At 50.5% G+C, this 23939-nt stretch carries 10 protein-coding genes; 7 read left to right on the plus strand and 3 right to left on the minus strand.

All coding sequences use genetic code 11. The annotated features are described in order from the left end of the window. Positions 1–5 precede the first annotated feature (5 nt). Both ACQ4M4_RS04760 and ACQ4M4_RS04765 read right to left on the minus strand, forming a co-directional pair. On the minus strand, positions 6–5072 hold the full coding sequence (locus ACQ4M4_RS04760) for a MupA/Atu3671 family FMN-dependent luciferase-like monooxygenase (protein ID WP_430683320.1): 5067 nt from the start codon (positions 5070–5072) through the stop codon (positions 6–8). A 164-nt stretch (positions 5073–5236) separates the two neighbouring features. Next, the gene (locus tag ACQ4M4_RS04765) at positions 5237–10750 is read right to left on the minus strand and encodes a beta-ketoacyl synthase N-terminal-like domain-containing protein (RefSeq protein ID WP_430683321.1); all 5514 of its coding nucleotides are present in this window, start codon (positions 10748–10750) and stop codon (positions 5237–5239) included. Positions 10751–11567: 817 nt separating this feature from the next. Between ACQ4M4_RS04765 and ACQ4M4_RS04770 the strand changes: the two genes are divergently transcribed. Genes ACQ4M4_RS04770 through ACQ4M4_RS04780 form a run of 3 tightly spaced genes read left to right on the plus strand, consistent with a single transcriptional unit; the run spans position 11568 to position 16960 of the window. Further along, complete coding sequence (locus ACQ4M4_RS04770; RefSeq protein ID WP_430683322.1) at positions 11568–14210, plus strand: TonB-dependent receptor domain-containing protein; 2643 nt, start codon at positions 11568–11570, stop codon at positions 14208–14210. A 21-nt stretch (positions 14211–14231) separates the two neighbouring features. Next, complete coding sequence (locus tag ACQ4M4_RS04775) at positions 14232–15284, plus strand: ABC transporter substrate-binding protein (protein WP_430683323.1); 1053 nt, start codon at positions 14232–14234, stop codon at positions 15282–15284. Between the two features lie 8 nt (positions 15285–15292). Then, positions 15293–16960 carry a cyclic peptide export ABC transporter gene (locus ACQ4M4_RS04780; RefSeq protein WP_430683324.1) on the plus strand — a complete coding sequence of 556 codons (1668 nt, stop codon included), beginning with the start codon at positions 15293–15295 and terminating at the stop codon, positions 16958–16960. A gap of 180 nt (positions 16961–17140) precedes the next feature. On the opposite strand, the gene ACQ4M4_RS04785 is transcribed toward ACQ4M4_RS04780, so the two are convergent. Next, positions 17141–18019 carry an alpha/beta fold hydrolase gene (locus tag ACQ4M4_RS04785; protein WP_430683325.1) on the minus strand — a complete coding sequence of 293 codons (879 nt, stop codon included), beginning with the start codon at positions 18017–18019 and terminating at the stop codon, positions 17141–17143. Between the two features lie 607 nt (positions 18020–18626). On the opposite strand from ACQ4M4_RS04785, the gene ACQ4M4_RS04790 reads away from it, so the two are divergent. From ACQ4M4_RS04790 to ACQ4M4_RS04805, 4 genes are all read left to right on the plus strand, one after another. Beyond that, positions 18627–20264, plus strand: coding sequence for a GMC oxidoreductase (locus ACQ4M4_RS04790; protein WP_430683326.1), 1638 nt, complete (start codon positions 18627–18629; stop codon positions 20262–20264). A 108-nt stretch (positions 20265–20372) separates the two neighbouring features. After that, positions 20373–21476 carry an NAD-dependent epimerase/dehydratase family protein gene (locus ACQ4M4_RS04795; protein ID WP_430683327.1) on the plus strand — a complete coding sequence of 368 codons (1104 nt, stop codon included), beginning with the start codon at positions 20373–20375 and terminating at the stop codon, positions 21474–21476. 418 nt (positions 21477–21894) lie between these two features. After that, positions 21895–22770: a glycosyltransferase gene (locus tag ACQ4M4_RS04800; RefSeq protein WP_430683328.1), complete on the plus strand. Its 876-nt coding sequence runs from the start codon at positions 21895–21897 to the stop codon at positions 22768–22770. Between the two features lie 34 nt (positions 22771–22804). Then, positions 22805–23932 (plus strand): NAD-dependent epimerase/dehydratase family protein, encoded by a 1128-nt coding sequence (locus tag ACQ4M4_RS04805; RefSeq protein ID WP_430683329.1) that lies wholly within the window; start codon positions 22805–22807, stop codon positions 23930–23932. Positions 23933–23939 lie beyond the last annotated feature (7 nt).

The following is a 23939-nucleotide window of genomic DNA, read 5'->3' on the forward strand; positions in this document are numbered from 1 at the left end:
GTTGCTTACCTCGAAATCTTTTCGGCAAATAGTCGGTCAACGTCGTCGTCTGAAAGCTGAGCAATGCTGGTCAGTGGGTCAGCAAACTCTGGGTCAGCAAACTCGGCGGCTTGGGAAGGCAGGTCTGGCACTGCTGCATCCCAGCCCAATATTTCCTGGGCCAGGTAGGTTGCAAGCGCGGCCACTGTGGGATGCTCAAACGCGGCCACTGCCGGAATGGGCTGCCCCAGGCTAGACTCTAAGCTGGTTTTTAGCTCCAGGGCCATCAGCGAGTCCATGCCCATTTCAAACAATCCGCGCTGAGGGTCGAGCGAATCTGCTGGGCGAATGCCCATGACGGCGGCGGCCTGGGTTTGCACATGGGCCATCAACCGCTGCCGTTTTGCTTTGGGAGGCAGGGTCTCTAATTCCTGGAGCAATGCCTGAGCATGGGCAACAGAGGCTGCATGGTTTGGGTCAGCGCCGCTAGTTGGCAACGGTGGGGCAGAAGGGGCGATCGCCGCCAAAAAGGACTGCGAAGCCTGGGGAAAAAGCTGGAAAAACTGCGACCAGGCCACTGGCAACACCGCCGTTTGCCCCTGCTGTGGTAATAGGAGAGCCAACGCATCCAACCCCTGCTGCGGGCGCAGCGTCCAGGCATCGGGCAGGAGCCGATATCCCGCTTGCACCGAGCGATGCCGCATGCCAATCTCGGCCCAATCGCCCCAGTTGATGCTGAGGGCAGGTTGGCCGAGTGACTGCCGATGGTGAGCTAGCGCATCCAAAAAGGTATTGGCCATGCTGTAACCACCAATGCGTTGCCCCACCGTGCCCAACAGGCTGGACCAAGATGAAAACAGCACAAAGTAATCCAATGGCGTTTCGGCAAACAGGTGATGGAGCACCCATCCGCCCAACACCTTCGGCTTTAGAACCGCTGTAAGCGTTGACCGATCGATTTGCGCCAAGGGCTGTAAGGGCTGTGGCACTCCCGCCAGGTGAAACACTCCCCGCACCGCAGGGCACCCTTGGGCCTGCACTGCCTGTAGTGCCGCTTGCACCTGCTCCAGGCAACTCACATCAGCCGTTGCCACATAAACCTTTGCACCCTGACGTTCTAGCGCTTGAATGGCGGCGATTTCGGTGGCAATGGTGGCGGCAGTAGCATCGGCATCACGGCGGATGGAATCAATCCCGATAGAATCAATCCCGATGGCATCAATCCCGATGGCATCAGTGCCAATCGAATCAGTGGCGGCAGTGGCGGCGATCGCCGGCCATTGGTCACGGGGCGGCAAATGACGGCGGCTCAGCAAAATAACATGACGGGCACCTTGCTCAACCATCCAATGAGCGATCGCCAGCCCCAAATCGCCCAATCCTCCAGTAATCAGATAGCTATGCTGCGATCGCCAGCGGATTTGAGGAGAGGCTGGTGTCGCGATCGCCTGATGCACCAACCGAGCGGCATAGCATTGTCCCCGTCGCAGGGCAATTGGTTCAGCCATTGACCCTGCCTGAATCGTCTGCCACAGGTCGGTTGCGGCCTGAACCAACGAAGACGCGGGATCGAGATCAATTAGCCCACCCCAACGCTGCGGCTGCTCGACCGCAAGCACCCGACCTAGCCCCCACAACATCGACTGGGCGATCGCCACGGCCTCACCAGAAATCACCGCTTGGGCACCACGAGTCACCAGCCAGAGGGGAGTTGTGGGGGCGATCGCACTGGTTTCTAGAGCTTGCAGCAGGTGCAGCGGATTTTCAACCGTTCGCATGGAAGCCGCCTCTAGGGACTCCATCGTTTTATCGGTTGCCCCCGCTTCTAGCCCCCACAGATAGATCAGCCCCCGATAGCGCTGAGTTCCCGATGCTGCCAGGGTTTGAAACAACCGCCGAAAGTCATCTGGCTGATCGGGGTGGATGTATACCGTTCCGGCATCTAGATGATCAAACCGGGTACCTGACTCCACCGCATACACGAGGGTACAGCGATCGCCCTGGGTTCGCAGCGCCGAAGCCAAGTGTTGGCCCACGCCCAGCCGATCGGCAAACACCAGCCAGTCACCAGGTTCCACCACAGGCGACTGATCGCCCTGAACATCGCCCTGAAAATCGGCCTGAACAGCGGAAGCCTGCATCGCCAGAATGACCCCCTGCTGAGACAAGGACTCATCGTCGGTTGGGGTCACCACTTCAACGGCTGCAAACCGCTCCTGCAACAACTCTCGCCATTGCCCTTGGCTCAGCAGCGCGTGGTGCGGTCGCAAATCACTGTCGCGAAACTTCCACCAGCCCTCTGTCAAGCCAAAAATGAGATCGAGCCAGCGTTGAGGCTGCATTCCCTCCAGCAACACCATCAAGCCACCAGGGGCCAGCATTTGCTGTACATGGTTTAAGGTCTGATTTAGATCAGCCGTTGCGTGTAAAACGTTAGCGGCCAAAATTAGGTCAAACTGCTGGGCAAGCGCTGCTTGAGGTTGCTCAATATCTAGAATTTGGTATTGCACCCCAGGAGAGTCCCCAAACTTCTGCTGCGCTTTGGCAAGAAACAGAGGGGAAACATCGGTAAATCGGTAGTCGGTTTGCGGTGGCAAGTGCGGCAATACCGAGGCGGTAGTGCCTCCAGTTCCGGCCCCCAGTTCCAAAATGCGCAGGGGGCGATCGCTCGGCAGTGACGCAAGAGCCGTGGCGATCGCCTGCTGCACCATCTGATTCATCACCTTTGCGGCAGGAGAATGCTGGTAAAGCTGCTCAACCAGGGCAAACGAACCATTGGGAAACAAAACATGCAGCGGATCGCAATGGCCCAAAAGCACATCGGCCAATGCCTGCCCACACCGCCCCAACAAATCGAGTTCGGCCGCGTGAGTCGGGTATTGCTCATGCAGCGATCGCCACGTCTCCAACGGATGACCCACTGCTGGAACCTGGCAAACCTGCCACTGGCGATCGCCCACCTCAGCCAATATTCCAACGTCCTGCAAAATTTGTAACAACCGTTCCACAAGCCGCTGATGCGGTTTGACAATGTGGCACTGCTGCACAAACTCGGCACTAGAAAAACAATGCTGAAGGTGAAACTGCCAACCAATCTGGTGGAATGCCGACACAATGTAGTCCACACTGAGCGCTTCAAGCTGGGGCAACAGTTGCCGATAGTCTCCGAGGGCTTGCTCCGAAGCAAAACCGTGCTGGCGCAGTTGGGCAGCAATCGTTTGAGGAGAGGCAAGAGCGGGCAGGGGAAGAACGGAGGAGGACGTAGGCTGCCATTCAACGTGGTAGAACCAATCTTGAATAGCAGATTGATGGGTAGCATCAGGCGCAACAGCCGGGCGTGACTCGGAGGGGCGATCGCTCGCTAACGTTCCAGCAACCCGCTGTAACCGTAGCCCAGTGACCTGCATTAGCAGCGTGCCATTCGCGTCAAGAATGTGCACATCTCCCTCATAGAGAGCCGCGTCTCGCGGGGCCTGACGCAACACAGCATGGCTCCAAACCTGCGTCCCAAAGGGTTGATGAACGTGCAATTGCTCAAAGCCAACGGGCAAATAGTGAGTTCTCGATTGGCTAATTTCAGCCTGGAAGGGGAGCGTGGCAAACAACACCTGGAAACAAGCATCCAAAAATGCAGGATGGACGATATAGGCTGCGTTGGTATCCAGCGTTTCTAACTGCCGAATGCACCCCAGCGCTTCCCCATCTCGTCGCCACAGCTGCTCAATTCCCTGAAAACTTTGGGCCAGGTCAACACCGCGATCGCTCAAATACTGATAGAACTCTGCTCCCGCAAGCACCTGATCACACCGTTGTTGCACGGTTTGAAACGAGTCTTGAAGAAACGTTTGGGAAGAAATTTGGGAGGAAATTTGGGAAGAAGTTTGAAGTGTCGGGTCGGAGGACGGTTGAATACCATCCCGACTGTTTGGGGAAAGATGGGAACTGGCGCAAGAAGGATCAGTCGATACGGTTGCAGCCGCTTCGCGTAACTGATTGAGATAGGGCAGATTTTGCAAAATCAACTCCGTATCCAGGCCAAAGTCAAGCAGACAGGCTATCTCGTTTACCCCTATCTGCTGAAGCTGCTGCACCAAATTCAGACAGCTTTCAGGAGTACCCAACAACGCACGGCGATCGCCAAAAAACTTCTCAAATACCACTCCAGCCACATCATCTAAATCAGCCGCAGATAACCCTTCCACCTTCAAAGGCAACCCTCGGCTAAAGCCCAATCCTTTTAGAAGATGTCGGTTCGATTTGAGAAAGGTGCAGTAAGGCTCTCGCACCTGTTGTCGCACCGTTTCCAGGTCTTTTCCCAAAAAGGTATGGAGCGTGACCGTAACCTGTCCTGCTTCAGGATCATGACCATGGTGCGATCGCGCCTGACGATAGAGCGCAATCTTTTCGGCTAGCGCTGTCACATCCTGATCAAACAGATGAGTTAATAAATTTGCGCCAATTTCTCCCGCTTTAACAAACGTGTTGGGATTGCCCGCCGCCGTAATCCAAGTTGGCAGCTTAGGCTGCACTGGAGTCGGGTAAATCTGCACCGCCACCCTCTGCTGGTCTCCGGCCTGAACTTGAATCGATTCTCCTTGCCACAGAGCCTGCACCGTTTGGATGCCTTCATACATTTCCTGATGCCGCTTCGCATATTTTTCAGGAAAGAAGGCAAAATCACTTGGGTTCCAGCCGGAGGCAAACGAGATACCAACCCGCCCCCCAGATAGGTTGTCTACCATGGCCCACTCTTCGGCTACCCGAATGGGATGGTGCAAAGGCAGAACCACACTGCCCGCCCGCAGCCCAACCCGTTGTGTTTCACGGGCTAGGGCCGCATGCAGCACCGCCGGATTGGGATACAAACAGCCAAACTGGGTAAAGTGGCGCTCTGGCAGCCACACACTGGCGAATCCGTGCTGATCAGCGAATTTTGCGCTTTCAAGCACAAGCCTGTACTTATCTCGCTCTAAAACTTCTTGGCCGCTGGCAAAAAACATCAGCCCAAATTGCAGCGATGGTGGTGATGATGACAGGTGAGCGGTGGAAGGAGTCGTGATCTCAGATGGAGATGCACTCGATGGTAGTGACATAGTGGAATCAACTCAAGAAAGCACTTTAAGCAAGCCGTAATCGATCAAATTGGTCAGTTGAATGATGCTAGACAAACTCAACCGAACCTTTGCATTGGTCAGGATTCTGCCCTCAACCCAACCCACATTTGCAGGAGAAATATTCAAGACTCATCCGGCATGAATTAGGAAGCATGAACCGTTGCTGTGGCATGGAGGGTCCAGGTTTCTGCCGGTGCCGACGTGGACGATTTGTTGCGACTGTGGGCATAAAATTTGGCAGAGCCATCAGGCTGTTCTGCAAGCACAATTTGTAAGGTGCGATGGGAAGCAGCGTCTTCTCTGGGGCGATCGCCTGGATCTAAAAAAAGCGGAGCATGAAGTTGGAGATCCACTAGTTGATAGGGTGTGCCAAATGCCTCTGCTGCTGCGGCTAAAATCATTTCGACATAGCCTCCCAAAAATAAAACCGGAGTCCCCAAAATTCGATGTTCATTCAAATAGGGAAGGTGTTGCGGATCTAACGTTGCTTCCCAGAGGCGATCGCCCGGTCGATGGGCTAGCTCCTTGCATTGCCCCAATAATGGATGAGCATGGGGCAGATGAGCATGAGGTGGATGAGCATGGTGTGGCAGAACACTGTGCATCCCCTGAATGGGTGCAGGAGATGCCGTTTGTTCCTGAAGCCAATATCGCTGCCGCTGAAACGGATAGGTCGGCAACGACACACGACGGCGTGCATAGTTCTGGTCAAACCCTTGCCAATCAATCTCACATCCGGCGCGATAGAGTGCTCCTACACTGTTGAGCAACACGGGCCAATCTTCCTGCCCAGGCCGCAAACTCGGTAACCATAACCAGTTGTCATGGCGCTCTTGTGGATGATGTTCCTGGACACATTGGCGACCCATGCTTAACAGGGTTGGCTTGGGGCCAACTTCTATCAACGCGAGAGCCTCGGGATGATGCAGCGGTTCTAAACGGTGCAACGTTTCCATAGCAGCCGCAAACCTGACAGGCTGTTGCACATGGTCTACCCAATAGTCGGGCGTTGTCACCGCATCTGTTGCCCACTCCCCCGTTAAATTGCTGATGAGACGAATGCGCGGAGAATGAAACGTGACTGTGGAGGCGATCGCCCGAAACTCCGTTTGCATAGGAGCCATCAATGGAGAGTGAAACGCATGAGACACATTCAGAAACTTTGTCTGAATGCCGTCAGCCTGGAATTGGGTGGCGATCGCCTCAATGGCCTCAGCTTCTCCTGAAATCACAACATTCTTGGCACCATTGATAGCCGCAATGGATGCGACCTGGTGATAAGGGGCAATCCGCTCAGCAACCAAACTTTCAGGGGCAAGAACCGCTAGCATTTTTCCCGTTGGCAGCGCTTGCATCAGTCGGGCGCGAGCCGCAATCAGCTTTAGTCCTTCCTCCAAGCTAAAAATTCCTGCAACACAAGCGGCTACATATTCCCCAACACTATGCCCCATCACCACATCTGGCTCAATGCCCCAAGAGCGCCACAGTTCTGCAAGCGCATACTCCAACGCGAACAGAGCAGGCTGGGTATAGGCCGTTTCGTTGAGACAGAACGGACTATCCAGCGTTGCACTCTTGTCTGGATACAGAACTTCTAGCAAAGAGTGTTCCATCTCCGAACGCAAGATCTCGGCACAGCGATCTAGGGCGTATCGAAAGGTGGGTTGTGTGTCGTATAACTGCCGCCCCATGCCAACAAATTGAGAGCCCTGCCCGGTAAAGAGAAACACAATCGGGAGACGGTTGCGACGTGAGGAAGCATCACTCACCTGTTCCAAAGTCGGCTGGTTGAGAAGTTCTGCCAGTTGAGTTTGAAGTTGATCAAAGGAAGACGTAGCGATCGCCACCCGGTTGCGAAAGTGAGTGCGCCCTACATTAGCCGTAAAACATAGATCCGCAAGGGAGACCGATGAAGACTCTGCTGAGTCAGCCAAGATCCTGTCTGACAGGAACCTGTGATAGCGCTGAACCAAAACCCGTAAAGCAGCTCCATTTCTGGCAGATAGCGCCAGAAGATGCCAGGGGCGATCGGGTATTGCAGGAGCGATCGCCTCTGCAATATCCTCTGGAGCTTCCTCAACAATGACATGGGCATTCGTTCCACCAAACCCAAACGAACTCACCCCTGCCAAACGCGGCATATGAGTTTTGGGCCAGGGCTGAGCCGCTGTCGCAATGGAAAAGGGCGTATCGTCCAGAGCCAGATGAGGATTCAGTTGAGTGCAGTGAAGTTGAGGCGGAATTTCTTGATGCTGCAAGGCCAACACCACCTTAATCAGTCCAGCAATTCCGGCGGCGGATTCTAAATGGCCAATATTGGTTTTAACCGAGCCAATGACGCAGGGTTGATCGGCACGACGGTTGCCCAAAGCCGCCTGTAAAGCCGACACCTCAATGGGGTCGCCTAATGGCGTGCCCGTACCATGCGCTTCTACATATTGAATGTGCGCTGGATCGACATCAGCATGTTTTAACGCTTGGGCAATCACCGCTTGCTGAGCAAGGCCGTGCGGTGCCGTGAGTCCATTGCTGCGTCCATCTTGATTCACGGCTGACCCTCGAATGATTGCCAGCACCGAATCACCATCTTGCAGTGCGTTAGAAAGCCGCTTCAGCACCACAACGCCACAGCCCTCACTTCTGACATATCCATCGGCGGCGGCATCAAAGGTTTTACAGCGGCCATCGGCAGCCATCATCTGCGCCTGGGCAAAGGTCATCGTCAGGTCAGGAGACAACAGCAAATTCACGCCACCGGCAAGCGCAAGATCACATTCGCGATTCAATAAGCTTTGGCAGGCCAGGTGAACTGCAACCAGAGATGAGGAGCAAGCAGTATCAATGGCAAGACTCGGCCCCTTCAAGTTCAATACATAGGACAATCGATTTGCCGCAATGCTCAAAGCGTTACCCGTACCGCTGTAAGCATTGACTAAACCCATAGAACCAGCAGGTTGATGAGCCGTATGTCTAACCAGTAGGCGGGCATAATCACTGTTGCTAATGCCAACAAAAACTCCTGTTTGGCTTTCGGCAACTTGTTCAGCCGCCAGTCCGGCCTGTTCTAGTGCTTCCCAGGCAACTTCTAGTAGCAACCGTTGCTGGGGATCAATTTGCTCAGCTTCTCGCGGCAAAATGCTAAAGAACTCAGCATCAAATTGATCGATCGCAGTCAAAAAACCGCCCCAACGGGAATTCATTTTTCCTGCCGGGGTTTCAGGACTGTCGAGAGTATCGACATCCCAGCGATCGCTTGGCACTTCGGTAATGGCGTCAATTCCCTGGTGCAGCACCTGCCAAAACGCGGCTGGGTTTTCAGCCCCTGGAAATCGACAGCCTAACCCAACAATGGCGATCGCCTCTTTGGATATTGCTGCCGCAGATCCCAGATCCGAGACGCTTGCTTGAGAGGGAGTTGTCCTCTCATGTTGCTCTACCGACTCATTGGCAAGGTATTGAGCCAGTGCCGCGATCGTCGGGTAACTGTAAACCAGGGTTGGAGAGATCCGTCGTCCTAGCCATTCCTCCAGTTCACCCGAAAGACTAACAGCCGTTACAGAATCCAACCCATAGCTCGAAAAAGGAGCCTGCCGATCCACGGACTCTGGGTTGAGGTGCAGCCGTTGAGCGAGCTGGGCAACTAGCCAAGTTTGAATCTTTTCCGCCGTGAAGGGGTGGGCAGTGTGTTGGAAGGTGGAACGGTTACTTGCTTGCGGCGGATCTTGCAACTGAGTTGAAAGAGAAGATTGGACTGGGGAATTTTCATTCGCCGTACGGTCACTGGAGGGGAGGGGAGGGTGGGTCAGATCGGGGTTGAGTGGATGCGTCGCCTCAACCCATGATCCAACTTGATCGAGCGCATGCGTGAGAAATGCCTGTTTACACGCCTGTCGCTGAATTTTTCCGCTAGAGGTTTTGGGAATACTTCCAGTTTTTAATAACGCGATCGCGTGAACTTGCAGATCAGCCCGTTCCGCGATCGCCCGACGAATGGCTGTGGTTACGTCTTGAATCGGCAAATTGCGTAATGCGTGGCGCTCCACTTCTTGAGCAACCACCAACCGCTCTTCCCCAAAAACATCAATCGAAAAGGCCGCACCACTACCCAACCGCAGCGCGGGGTGGCTATGTTCAACCGTCAGTTCAAGATCCTGCGGATAGTAGTTGCGACCACGAATAATGATCAAATCCTTTAAGCGTCCAGTGACAAAAAGCTCACCTTCACTTAGAAATCCAAGATCCCCCGTTCGCAAAAATGACTGATCTGGAAACTGTGCAAGGCGGGCTTGAAAAATTTGCTGCGTCTTCTCAGGCTGATTCCAGTACCCCTGAGCAACACTGGCTCCAGATACCCAAATTTCTCCAATCTGCTCGGCTCCACATGCCGCTTGCGTGTCTGGATGCACAATCATCACTGAGTGGTTAGCAACAGCCTGACCGCATCCCACCAGAATGTGACTCTCGGTGTCATCCCCATCAGCAGGAATGACCCGATGCTCTGTGAGTGCCGCTTTTTGCACAGGTTTTAACACCGGAAGCGATCGCCTGTTACCTCCGGTAATCATGAGGGTTGCTTCTGCCATCCCGTAGCAGGGATAAAAAGCCTCGCGGCGGAACCCACAGGACGCAAACGTAGCAGCAAATCGCTCTAGGGTTTCTGCCCGAATGGGCTCTGCTCCTGTAAAAGCGACCTGCCAACAGCTTAAGTCAAGGTTAGAGCAATCTTCTGGGGCAATGCGTTGCAGACACAAGTCATAAGCAAAATTGGGTCCGCCGCTTACAACAGAGCGGTAATGGGATATAGCCTGGAGCCAACGCAGGGGCTTTTGCAAAAACATCACTGGGGCCATTAAGCAAACGGGCGCACCGACGTATAGCGGTTGGAGCAACCCTCCGACGAGCCCCATGTCATGGTAAGGTGGCAGCCAAATCACACCCCGACTGGTAGAGGTCATTTCAAACCGATCGCGCATCAGCGCTAGATTACACAAAGCATGAGCATGCGTAATCATGACTCCTTTGGGAGCAGCGGTAGAGCCAGAGGTGTACTGTAAAATCGCTAGGGTATTGGGTGCAAGGAATGGTGTTTGCCACTGTTCAGCCGTTTGGAGACAAATTTCATCAGTGGCAATCCAGATTAAACGGTTTAACTCTGCCAGAGCAGTGGCCTGACGCTTTAAGCTAGGCAAAATCGCACTTGTGGTGAGGACAACCAACGGCTGAGCATCTTTGGCGATCGCCTGCAATCTTTCCAGGGAGCGGTTTGGGCGTGGTGGGTAAGCCGGAACTGCGATCGCACCGCCATACAAGCAGCCAAACAACGCCGCAATATAATCTAACCCTGGTGGAAACAGTAACAAGACGCGAGCACCGCTGGCGTTTAAGCCTTGCAGGGTTGCCGCAATTGCTCTCGCTTGCCGATCCAAAGCCTGGTTCGAGACAGAAAGTGAGGCGGCTTCGCCGTCTTCTAAGAAAGTGTAAATTTCCTGGTCAGGCTGATGTTGCGATCGCCACTGCAATAACTCTACGAGCGTAGAAATACTGTCCAGATTGCCCAAATTTTTATCGTTGGAACTCATCACTCTGGTGTACCCCGTTAAAAAGTTAAGCAGGTCAAACAAATTTCCACCCAGACCAATCGCCTCGGGTACGTTCAAAACTCAGCACAATTTAGAAACTGCATTGCAAAATGCAGTTATCTCAAAACCTTCTCTAAATTCCTGAGGAAGTGGTTCACGAGCAATTGACAACAGCACTGTGACCACAAGGATACAGACCCGACACGACCCATATCTTGCGTCCTAAACCTAGCAGCCTTGTCTCAGCTCCTGAAATTGAGGCTACCGATCTTACAAACAGGCTGGAATATAACGAGACCCAGCCTCGCCAATGAACTGCGAACCATTGAAAAAGCCCACTGAAATGGAGGTTGTGGTTCACATGGGTGGATGTTTGAAGCAAAAAAGCGGCTCTACTGTCCTTCGATCAGCAACATCCACATGGCTAGAACATCACCAAAATGAACTCACGTCCATAGGCAGACATTCATAGACATCCACCCTCCCATCCGCACAGCTGGGGGAACCGCAGAATGGGCAGCGACCATAAACCAAATTGCTCCTTAATGATTTTTCGTGGATGAAACCCACGAAAAATCATCCAATTGCGCACGTCTTAGTCAACGCTATTATCTACACTCTTTCGCAAAATTTGCAAGCTGTTATTGATACATATTCCGATAGAAAATTTTATTTCTGATTGCGATCCGGCTTATTCCCATCCTTCAAAAAGCTCCAGGAACAAGCCACAGAAAGAATGAGCTTGACAAGGCTTTACTTTTGATAAAAGATACAGATGCGCTAGCTATTGAGAGCTATTCTCATTTATAAGGAAATCTTTGACGACCGCTATCTGTTGTTTTGCTGTTCTTGTAAAAGTTCAGCAAGTGTTTGTGGTGTGCTGTAAGGAGGCTGTGTGAACTATCTATTTTCTAAAGGAATTTTGGGGTTAGGGGCGATCGCCACAATCATGGCTCAGCCCGGCTTGGCTGAAGAAATTCCCCTTGCAACATCCGACGTTGACCTTCCTCGGATCCAAGATACTGAAACGGCAGCGACTACCGTTGAGGAATGGATTTCTCACATTTCGGCTGAAACTGCCCAAGTAAATCCACTCATTTCTCAAGCCGCTGTCCAAATTACTGGAGTACAACTCACACCAACAGAAGGTGGAGTGGAAATTTCTTTGGAAACATCGGCTCCACTTCAGTCTCCAACAACTTCAACCGTTGGAAATGCCTTGATTGCCGATCTTTCGAATGCATCACTGGTGCTACCAGAAGGAAACGAGTTTCAGGCCGTTAGCCCTGCCGAAGGAATTGCCTTCGTCTCAGTCACCAATTTGCCGGACAATCAAGTCAGAATCGCCATTACAGGGGTAGATGCTCCACCAACGGCGAGTATCACAGCAGTTGAACAAGGATTAGTCGTCAGCGTTGCTCCTGGCACGGAAGTGGGCACAACAGAAAGTGACGCCATTCAAGTGGTGGTTACAGCGACCCGCACCGAAGAGAATATTCTGGATGTTCCCCGTTCTGTTACGGTAATTGAGCGAGAGGAAATTGAGGACGCCTCATTGCTCAGTAATAATTTATCCTCAATTTTAGGAACGCTTGTTCCAGGGTTTGGGCCGCCGACGGCAACAGGTAGCACTCGTGCACAAAGTTTGCGCGGGCGTCCGGCTCTCATTCTAATTGACGGAATCCCCCAAAATACAAACACCAGTTTTTCAACAGAGCTGTTTGCAATTGACCCATCGGCAATTGAACGAATTGAGGTCGTTCGAGGGCCGAGTGCAATTTATGGCAATGGTGCGACGGGCGGCATTATCAATATCATTACACGTCGTCCCACTGAAGCAGGATTTACGTCTGAAGCTTCCCTATCCCTCATCTCTGACCTGGTGAATTTGGAAGGAGAAGGGATTGGCTATGGGTTGCAGTACGGATTTTCTGGGCGAGAAGGAAACGTCGATTTTCGGGTAGGTGCATCGTTTGATTCGGACCGAGCTTCTTTTGATGCTGAGGGCGATCGCATTCCTCCCAATGGTTTATCGACAGATAATCGGCTGCTGAACTTTCTGGCGCGGGTTGGTGTTGATATTACCGATGAGCAGCGGTTAGATCTGTCTTACAACATCTTCAATAATGCCTTTGACAGCGACTTCATTTCCGATGGGTCTATTTTGCAAATTCCCGGTCTGCAAAAAGCCCGTGCTTTAGAGGTTGGCAATATCATTTTTGATGAAAGCCCCCAGCAGACGGTACAAAACCTGAATCTCGCCTATCGTCATGAGGATGTCTTTGGTTCGCAGTTCAATGCTCAGGCTTACTACCGTACCACTGGGCTCACCCAAACCATTGCCGATATTCGCAACACGTTTGTTCCTGGGGCGTTTCCCGATGCACCCCGGCTATTTCAAACGAATTTAGATTCCCGTGCGTTTGGTACTCGCTTGCAGCTAGATACTCCGTTTGCGGAATCGTTAAGTTTACTGTGGGGCGTAGACTACAATTACGAGGAAAATGAAGCGCCGTTTAACGCCCTTGATATCGATGCTTTTGAGCAACGCCGAGAAGCTCGAATTATTGGCAACCCGACTCAAACACCCTTTTACTCACTGGACAGTTTGGGGCTGTTTGCACAACTCAATTGGGATGTGAGCGATCGCTGGATTGTCAGTGGCGGCTTGCGCTACGAAAATATCACGGCTGATATTGATGACTACACGGCTTCCCCATTTTCAAACATTGCTGGCCCTCCTCCTCAAATTGCAGGAGGACAAGTCAGTGCCAATGATGTTGTATTCAATTTAGGGGTCGTTTATGCAGCCACTCCTAATGTGGGGCTGTTTGCAAACTTTGCTCAGGGATTTTCAATTCCCCGGTTAAGTACAGTTCTAGGCTTTCTGCCTGCTGGAACGAACATTGAAGACAGTTTTAGTCTTGAACCTCAAAAGGTAGATAACTATGAGATAGGCGTACGTGGGAGTTGGGATGATCTTCAGCTAAGCCTAGCTGGTTTCTTCAATGAATCTGAATTAGGTTCAGCTCTGATTGTGGATCCGACTGGTTTTACCAATGTCGTTCGAGCCCCCCAACGCAATTATGGTGTGGAGCTCACTGCGGATTGGTCACCTGCCGAACAATGGCAAGTTGGCGGTGCTCTTACCTGGAACGAAGGAGAATTTGATGCTCAAGGGAGTGGTAGTTATCTCGCGCTCAGCTCGATTGAAGTACAGCCCTTAAGCTTTAGCCTGTACGTTGAGAATGAAACGCTACCCGGATGGCGTAATCGACTGCAAGCATTGATCGTGGGAAGCCGCGATCGCGCCTTTGATGATGGAGTTGATCGGTTTGATGTAGACGGTTACACCACAGTCGATTTAATCAGCAGCCTCAGCCTAGGGTCAGCCGGACGGTTAGAATTGGGCGTTCAAAACCTGCTGAACGACCAGTACTTCCCAGTCGATTCTCAAGAACGAATTGGCATCCAGGAAGTTCGACGCTATGCAGCTCAAGGCCGAACGCTCAGCCTGCGTTATACCACGAATTTCTAGGGTTCATTGGGAGGGGTAGTCATGATCATCCACATTCGATATTTGCGGCAACTTCTGCAAGGTCGCCGTCATTCATGGTGGCGATCGCTGGCTACCCTGGCCACACTTAGCTTTACCATGGTCCTCATTGCAAGCTGTACAGGGATGATTCCTCAATCCATCCGGAATAATCCCCCATCGACCATGTCTCCTAGCAGTGCCGTTCGCCCCATTGACCATGCAATGGGCACAACCCAGGTCCCTAAAATACCTGAACGAGTTGTCGTCATTGACTCGGCGGCTCTGGATGCAGTTCTTGCGTTGGGCGTAAAGCCCATTGGTTCCACCATCTATGGAGATCCCATCGATGGAGCATGGCCCGCCTACTTAGGGCAGCAAACGCAGGATATTGAAATTGTCGGAGAGGTCAATCAACCCAACCTGGAGAGCATTCTGAAACTGCAGCCTGATCTCATTTTGGGAACCAAAGTCTCTGCAGAACGGCTGTACCGTCCGCTGTCTCGCATTGCTCCCACTGTTTTAACCGAAGGCAGCGGACGTTCTGGCGACTGGAAAGAAAACTTCCTCTTATTCGCCGCCGCGCTCGATAAAACAGACCGTGCAAACCAGTTAATTGAAGACTATCAACAGCGCGTTTCTGAGTTAAGAGCACAGTTCACTCAGGCGAAAAACATGAGTGTAACCGACATGCAAATCTCAGTTCTCACAACTGGACAGGGACGGATCGGATTTTACACCCTAAACAGTTTTCCTGGCTCGGTCTTACAAGATATTGGATTTGCTCGTCCGCCTGCTCAAACACGGCCTCAACGATGGGCGGCAATGGTATCCCGCGAAGAGCTGGATAGTTTGGATGGAGATGTTATCTTTCTCATTCATTCTGCTCAGGCTTCTAGAAGTATGACCATTGAGGAATTCACCCGTGACCCGATTTTGTCGCAGATGAGCGCGGTTCAAACGGGACAGATCTATCAGGTGAATGGCGAAAGCTGGGTTGCTGGGCGCAGCATTCAGGCGGCTCATCAAATTTTAGATGACATCACTCAATCTCTATTAGAACCCCGTGCAAACTAAATCCACTCATGAACCTTATTCGGTTGTTGCTGAGTACTGCTGGAGTCAACGTTCTTTTTGCGACGTTCACAGGATTAATCAGTGGGGCCAGCAGTGCCGGACTCATTGCTCTTATTAACGTTGCTCTCCTGGAAACAAGCCCATCTTCCGAAAAGTTAGTTTTTCGCTTTTTGGGACTTTGTCTCTTGATGCTTGTTTCAACGGCAGCATCCCAAATGTGTATCAGTCGCGCTGCCGAAACCATCATTTTTAATTTGAGGCTGCGTTTAACATCTCGTATCCTGGCGTGTCCACTCCGGCATATCGAAGAAATTGGCATTCCTCGACTTCTTGCGGCCCTAACCCAGGATCTTGAGGTCATTGCGAATGCTTCTCTGCCAATTTCGATGATCTGTGTTTTTGCATCCTTGCTATTGGGATGTTTGGTGTATTTGAGCTGGTTATCTTTACCGTTATTTGGCTTAACCATCATCCTGCTGCCCATTGGGATCTTTAGCAATCAATATTTGGTTTACCAGGGCAGACTTTCTTTGAGGATGGCTCGCGATGAACAAGATGAGCTATTCCAACATTTTCGAACAGCCACCGAAGGGATTAAAGAACTGAAGCTTCATCATCAGCGAAGACAGGCGTTCCTCACCGAAGAGTTGCAAACTACAGTGACCCAGTCACGCCGTTATCGCATTGCAGCCACAGATTTATTTGCCATTGGAGGAAGTTGGGGGCTCGTTGCCCTTTTTCTGTTGATCGGGATACTTTTATTTATTGCACCTCGTCTGTTTACTATCTCTAGTTCCACTCTCTCTGGATATGTTCTTACTCTAATTTTTATGCTCACGCCAATTCGAGGCATCTTAAATACTTTGCCTGAGCTGTTGCGAGCGAACATTGCGCTGGAGAAAATTGAGTCTTTAGGGTTATCCCTAGCCGCTCAAACAAGCGAACTAGAACAGGTCACCCGAGTTTCAAATGGGCCTAGTGGCCAGGCGAGAGAAATGTATAGTTGGCGATCGCTTCAATTCCATCAAATCTCCCATGCTTATAGAGGAGAGAGAGAAGACAGCCACTTTATGTTGGGTCCGATTGATCTGACAATTTATCCAGGAGAAATTGTATTTATTATTGGGGGGAATGGCAGCGGTAAATCGACTCTCGTGAAACTGTTAACTGGACTATACACTTCCGAAACTGGTAGCATTCAGTTTGATGGGCAGCCCATTACCGATGCCAACCGAAACTGGTACCGCCAGCAATTCTCTGTTGTGTTTTCAGACTTTTATCTATTCAATCGGCTTTTGGGCTTCGAGAATCTCGATCAGCAGGCAAAAACCTATTTAGAACAACTTCATCTAGATCATAAGATCAAAATTACGAACGGGGTCTTTTCTACCATTGCGCTCTCTCAGGGGCAGCGGAAACGGTTAGCTCTTCTCACAGCCTATCTAGAAGACCGATCAATTTTCGTATTTGACGAATGGGCCTCCGATCAGGATCCGGCATTCAAGCAAGTTTTTTACACACAACTCCTACAGGAATTAAAGCGACGAGGTAAAGCTGTCATTGTTATTAGCCATGATGACCAATACTTTGATCAAGCCGACCGGATTATCAAACTAGATTATGGCAAGGTGCAATACGACCGATATTTATCGAGTAAATTTCTGGATATGCCGTAGAGAAGTTATGTAAGTGCCACGATTTGAGCTTCTGAGAACCCTTGATTGTCTGCCATACTCAGACTTATTCTCAAAAGTTCTCGTTCATCTTCCCGGCACCTGAACAGGCCCACAAAAACCCTGGTTATTGGAGGATTTTGCGGTTTGGGCGATCGCCCAAACCGCTGGGCTCGCTGCCTATCACGACAATGCATTCACAAATGAACGGGTGGCATTGACAAACGCCTCAGTCGATTCGTAAGGCAGTACATTGCGCCCTGGTATCAGGCAACCTTCTCCGTGAGGCAGGTGTTCCAGATACTCGGCAAGGCGTTGTTCGGCACTTTCGCTGTAGCCTTTGGTAACGCTAGACGCTTTTTCGCCAAATACAGTCAGCGTAGGGCACATCAGCGACTCAATCGCTTGCTGATAATCCTGCCGCCAAAATCCGGCCAAAAACGCAAAAACCGCATGTCGGGTCGCCGCTTTTTCTGAATCTTTCTGAAGATGATCCAGCCAATTCTCATCAATTTGTACCGGATTGCCAAATAACTGCCGTTCCGAAAAGGATTCGAGAAACTTGCGTCGCCGAGCATATTGGTAAAATGCCGAACCCAGAGGTGTATCGAACAAATTCCACACAACTTTTTGCTGCGGCGGCTGTGTGGGGTTGGTCATCAAACGCCAGGCGGGAGGCCCCGAAAGGGCGATCGCCTTTACGTGATCTGGAAATAAACTCGCACAGGATAGCGCCACTGGAAACAGCGCTCCCTGCGACACCAGTACCACAGGTTCTTGAATCACTTCGGTCACCAGCTTTTGGAGTTGCTGCCCCCAGTCGTCAGGTTGGTACGCAATACGCGGCAAATCACTATCTCCACATCCAAGGAGGTCGGGGTTATAAATCACATTCCGCTGCCCCGATTCGTACCAAGCTTTAATAAAGCGCTCCCAAAACCAACGGGATAAGCCAACGCCAATGGGATGAATGAGCAACAAAGGGGGGCCACTGGGTTCACCTGTTGGAGGTGTGATGCAATCGTATGCACAATTGTAGCCTTGCCATTTGTAGAGCTTCATTGGGTTCGTCTCCGCCAACCGAGTCCGAGTTTTATCATAGTGGAGTTTGTAGGTTGGCGCTTCGATAGAAAGAGCTGGCAGAGGCGATCGCCCTCCCCCCCCCCTCCACACACCACCACCAGAACATTGCACCTAAACACTTGGGTTACGGGACTATATTGCCGAACCCGGAATTAGTGTTGCTGCCCCACCCCACTGTTTAAAATCATGCGGATATACCTTCACGGTGCTTCATTGAAGCCTGCAGGAACCATGCCGCGATGGGCACGAGTATTTACACAAAATTATTTGGCCAGTGAATTTATTATGAAGCTGATTCGGTGGTACCAATTTGTTTAGTTAGACTCACTAATATCGGTTCATCTAAATATCTATAGGCAAAGATTATTTTGTTTCAGATGGGTTGCAAAGTATTCAACTTCATCTGTCCAAAGATTGGCCTTAGTAAAAACAATGAACATCAATTTTCTATCAAGCTAATCGGTTGAATTGGGTGCTTTAGATAAAGAGCGTGTATTGATGACGAACTTGCAACACAGTCAGGAAACGTCCTGGTGAGCTGGTTCTGAGTTGTGGTTTGAGTTGTCGTTTGGTAGCCAAGATTCTCATGATGCTTGACGCGCGATCGCTTCCTTCAGATCAGGTTTTAAAGACACAAGTTTGCATTGTGGGTGGTGGTCCAGCCGGGCTCACAATCGCCCGTGAATTTGCGGAGCAAAATTTTCAAGTCCACATCATTGAAAGTGGCGGTATTGAATACGATGAGGATACCCAATCTCTCACTGACGCTAATGTAATTGGTGATCCCTATCCCACCGTACGAGAAACGCGACGACGGCAATTGGGAGGAACCGCTCACTGTTGGGAAGGGCAGAGCGGTTATCGGCAGTATGGTTGGCGATGTTTGCCACTCGAGCCAATTGACTTTGAGCAGCGCGACTGGCTGCCGTACAGCGGTTGGCCGTTTACCCGCTCCGATCTCGACCCTTACTATGAGCGCGCCCAAGCTGTTTGTCAGATTGGCCCCTACGCTTACGATACTGACTTCTGGCAGGATCAGCGGGCACAGCCTCTCGTATTTAAGAGCGATCGCCTCACTAGCAGCATCAGCCAGTATGGATTGCGAGACCCATTTACAAGCGAATATCCTGCTTCAATTCGGCAAACTTCCAACATCACCACCTTACTGTATGCCAACGTCGTTGAAATTGAAACGAACGATAGCGGCTGCTCTGTCACTCGGGTACGCATTGCAACCTTACAGGGCAATCAGTTTTGGCTAGAAGCAAACATCTTTATCCTGGCAACGGGCGGGCTAGAAAATGCTCGACTCCTGCTAGCGTCCAATCGGCAACAGGCAGCGGGATTAGGCAATCAGCATGACGTTGTGGGCCGATATTTCATGGATCGCCCCATCTTGAGCTGTAGCTTGATTCCTTATAGTCCCAAAATATTTGAGCAAACCAACTTATACGATATCTACTCCAGCAAAGGCGTACCCATCATGGCGCGCTTTAAATTGTCGGAGTCGGTGATGCGGCAAGAGCGCTTGTTGAACAACGGCGCACAGTTATTTCCTCGGCCACTTCCTCACCAACGGGAAGCCACACTGGCTCTGCGGGATCTGTTAACGGCTCTGCGAAACGGCAAACCTCTACCCGATCTGACAAAGCGTTTGAGTATGCTGCTGCAGGGTGCCGACTACGTAGCCACGGCAAGTTTCTGGTCAGCGATTCGCAGTATTCCTTCCCTTCGTCGAGGAGATTGGTCTTATCTTCCTTTGGAAAAACGTAGATTCTCGTTGTTCGAGATCTTTTACCAAATTGAACAAGCACCCGACCCCAACAATCGCATCACATTGAGCGCTGAACGCGATCGCATGGGCATGCCCAAAACCGAAATTCACTGGCGCATCAACGACATAGATAGTCGCAATGCCATTCGTATTCAGGAAATTTGGGCTGAAGAATTGGATAAAGCCGGTATCGGCAAACTGGAATTTGCCCGCACTTGGGCAGAACAAAAGTTTGAGAAACCTGCGATGCACCACCATTTAGGGAGTACCCGAATGCACAACGATCCAAAGCAAGGGGTGGTTGATGCTAACTGCCAAGTTCATGGTCTCTCAAACTTGTTTATTGCTGGAAGCTCTGTTTTTCCGACATCAGGTTATTCCAACCCAACGCTCACTATCATTGCACTCTCACTTCGCCTAGCCGACCATATCAAAACGCTGATCCAATAAAGCCATGACAAGGTCAGCCCATGACCAATCGTGACTCTCGCCCAGCGTTCGCCGCATGGAAAAAGACTATGTCATTCACCATCCTGAAATAGAGGAACGAACACAAAAATGGTCAAAGTTGGAGTGGTAGGGGCCAGTGGTTTTGTGGGTCGTCGAGCAGTCGAGATGCTGCACGAGGACGGTATGACGGTCTGCCCGATTGTCCGTCAGGCAGACAGCCTTCCATACTTTACTCAGATGGGTTTGCAGGGTTATGTTGCCAATGCATTTGACCAGGCAGCATTAGAACAGGCGTTTAGTGGTTGTGATGTCGTTATCCACTCTATTCTTGGCAGTGCCGGGTTAATTCGTGGCAGTGTTGAACCGGCTTATCGAGCTGCTCAAAATGCAGGTGTTCGTCGCCTTATCTATTTGAGTTCAATGATCGTTCACACCTCGGCTCCGGATCCAGGCACAACCGAAGCAACACCCCCAATTCAGCATCAGCCGGGGTTTCCTACCCACATTGCCAAAATTGATGCCGAACGCAAATTGTTAAAGCTGCAAAAAGCAGGTTCTGTAGAAGTTGTGATCTTTAGACCTGGAATTGTGTTTGGACCGCGATCGCGCTGGATCAATGAATTGGCGGATCAATTCCTCCAGGGAACAGCCTATTTCATCCATGATGGCCGCGGAATTTGCAATACCGTCTATGTTGATAACCTAATTCACGCCATGCGGTTGGCCATGTTTGCCGAAGGGGTAAATGGCGAAGCGTTCTTCGTTGGCGATCGCGAACAGGTCACTTGGTTTGACTTTTACCATCCTTTTGCCCGTGCATTAGGTGTTGACCCTCACACGATTCCTCAAGTACCTCCACCGATATTTACCCACAGCAAAAAGCAAGAGTTTCTCCGTTCCATCCGAGAGTCCGAAATTGTGCAGAAATCGTTAGCCTTCCTGTCAAACGATTTGAAGCAAAGCATGAAACGCCTCATTCCAAAACAGAGTCATGCTTCATCCACAACTTTATCCACCACTCTCGTAAATCCAGAACCCATCGTCACTGAAATGATGGCCATCTTGCAGCAATCGCAATACAAACTGCCCCTTGCCAAGGCAGAACAGCGCCTGGGTTATCAACCCATTGTCTCATTTGACCAAGGGTGCCGCCGCTCTATTGAGTGGATGATGCAGGAGAAAATGACCACAGGAGCGATCGCCAAGGTTTAGAAATTCTCATCCATTTCATCGATAAGAGCGATCGCTCAAGCGCAGACAGCTCTGGCATGTCGATTGAGCAAACGCGGGTAACGCAACGGCTGCATTCTTGCTGAATGACAGCCACAAACGAGTGTAAGGCAAAACACCCAAGCCGAGAATAGAGCAAATCAGGAAATACCCTGAAGCTCTGTAAACCAATTATCAAGGGGACATCAAGATTATGGTAAGTACGGAGACTTCAATCTACAAGCAGAGGATAACTATGATAAGTTCGTTTCGTAGAGAATTTTACGCTCAATTTATCCAATTATTTAGAGTGTCTCAACTCGCCTTAGTTACTTGCTAAAAGCTTCTGCAAAACAGAAGCGTTTGTTCGAATAGAGCCCTTAGCTGCATCAATCTAGCTGCATAAATATTGAGGTGAAGTGTGACGCAGTTCCAACACTTTTTTTTAACGAAGTTCAACGTCAGAAGCTTTCCAGATCTGAAACCTGGATGTGAGCCAGCTTGGTTAGAGAAGCGATTTGATTTATTTGACCAATTCTGTTTTCCCTCCGTTTCCAAACAGTCAAATCAAAACTTCAAGTGGTTGGTTTTCTTTGATATTGATACTCCTGAAGCTTTTAAGCAAAAGATTGCGGTTTACGCTCAGCAGTGGAGCAACTTTGTTCCTGTTTATCTGGATTGTCCCTTGCCCTATGGGGAGTTTCCAGATGAGGTGCGAAAAGTTGTTCGACAACACATTCCCGAAAGTTGCCAATACTTGATTACAACCTGGCTGGACAACGACGACGCGATTCACAAAGATTATGTCCAAATGATTCAGGACAACTTCAACCAGCAGGAAAGCGAAACGATTAACTTTTTCTTTGGTTATCAGCTTGCAAACGGCAAGCTGTACTTTGACTTTGAGTTAGCCAACCACTTTATCAGCTTAGTTGAGAAATACAATCCAGAGTCATTCAATACCTGCCTTTGTAGACCTCACAAAGAACTATATGAAGTTTGCAAGTCAGCAAAAAAAATCTTCTGCAAGCCTGCCTGGATTGAGGTTGTCCACGGCTCCAATTATATGAATGTATATCGGCGTGGTTTTCGAGTCCCAAACGATAAAATTTTGGATAATTTTTCGATTCAACCAGCAGATCCAGCAGATCAGGAACAGGCCGTTCCATTTTTGGTTGAGCAAGCAAAAATTGCGATGTTCTTTCCCTACTATTTCCTACGAAAAGTTTTCCTTAGAATCAAACACAACCAGCTCACGGAGTTGGGCATGAGCAGCTTTGCAGTTAGAAACTATTGATTCCAATCAGGAAGTATCTTAGGAAGACACATCTATGAAGTTTTTAATTACAGGTGGCGCTGGTTTCATTGGTAAATGGCTGGTTCAACAACTTCCTATGGGTGCGGATGTTGTTGTAATTGATTCATTAGATGCGCAGGTTCATCGTACCTCCGACGACTTCGCTCCCGAATTGAAAGCTCGCGCAACATGTATCAAGGCCGATGTACAAACCATTGATGAGTACCAAGCGGTAATCGAAGGAACCGATGTGGTAATCCACCTGGCATCCCAAACTGGAACCGGGCAATCGATGTATGAGATCAGCCGCTACGTCCAGCAAAATGCCAATGGTACTGCAACATTACTGGAGTTGATTTCAAGGTTAGAGCACAAGCCGCGTCGTGTGATTCTATCGTCCAGCCGCGCTGTATATGGTGATGGAGCCTATACGGATGGTCAACACATCTACTACTCCAGAGGGCGTCGTATTGAAGATTTGCAACAGGGGATTTGGGAGGTGCTCAGCGATGAGGGTAAGCCGCTCAAGTCTTTGCCAATGCACGAAAGCCATTTGACAAAACCGACATCGGTTTATGGGTTAACCAAGTTATGGCAAGAGCAGTTGATGCAAAACTACTGCGAGAGCCAAAACATTGACTGTGTCACTCTGCGCTTTCAAAACGTGTATGGCCCCAAACAAGAGTTGGGCAACCCTTACACCGGTATTATCGGAATTTTCACCAATGCGATCGCCCAGGGTAACCCACTGGAACTGTTTGAAGATGGTTTGGTCACCCGAGACTTTGTATTTGTTGGCGATGTTGCAGATGCAGTCGTGAAATGTGCCCTGCATGACTCTCTGCTATCATCCACTATCAACATTGGTACAGGACGAGCAACAACCTTGATCGAGGTCGTTGAAACGATCGCTGAACTAGTGGGTAGACCGGCAAACTATCGTGTTTCTGGTCGCTTTCGGGTTGGCGACGTTCGCCATGCCATTGCCAATATGAGCCACTACGAAAGTGTGTTGGGGACGTGGTCTCCAACTTCCTTGAAATCAGGCTTAGCACAGTATTTGGATTGGTACTTGAGGCAAAAACCGCTGAGTGCAGAAGTCCTTCAGGCTTCCTTTAAGGAAATGGAGCGGACGGGCTTATTACTGTCAAAACGGGGCTAAGCGACAG

Origin of the sequence: Leptolyngbya sp. AN02str (assembly GCF_050565595.1) — a bacterium.
Classification (GTDB): domain Bacteria; phylum Cyanobacteriota; class Cyanobacteriia; order Elainellales; family Elainellaceae; genus Kaiparowitsia.

Coding starts and splice junctions, on each gene's coding strand:
- ACQ4M4_RS04790 (WP_430683326.1), top strand. CDS start 18,627: ATGATGCTTGACGCGCGATCGCTTCCTTCAGATCAGGTTTTAAAGACA.
- ACQ4M4_RS04795 (WP_430683327.1), top strand. CDS start 20,373: ATGGTCAAAGTTGGAGTGGTAGGGGCCAGTGGTTTTGTGGGTCGTCGA.
- ACQ4M4_RS04775 (WP_430683323.1), top strand. CDS start 14,232: ATGATCATCCACATTCGATATTTGCGGCAACTTCTGCAAGGTCGCCGT.
- ACQ4M4_RS04785 (WP_430683325.1), bottom strand. CDS start 18,019: ATGAAGCTCTACAAATGGCAAGGCTACAATTGTGCATACGATTGCATC.
- ACQ4M4_RS04760 (WP_430683320.1), bottom strand. CDS start 5,072: ATGTCACTACCATCGAGTGCATCTCCATCTGAGATCACGACTCCTTCC.
- ACQ4M4_RS04805 (WP_430683329.1), top strand. CDS start 22,805: ATGAAGTTTTTAATTACAGGTGGCGCTGGTTTCATTGGTAAATGGCTG.
- ACQ4M4_RS04780 (WP_430683324.1), top strand. CDS start 15,293: ATGAACCTTATTCGGTTGTTGCTGAGTACTGCTGGAGTCAACGTTCTT.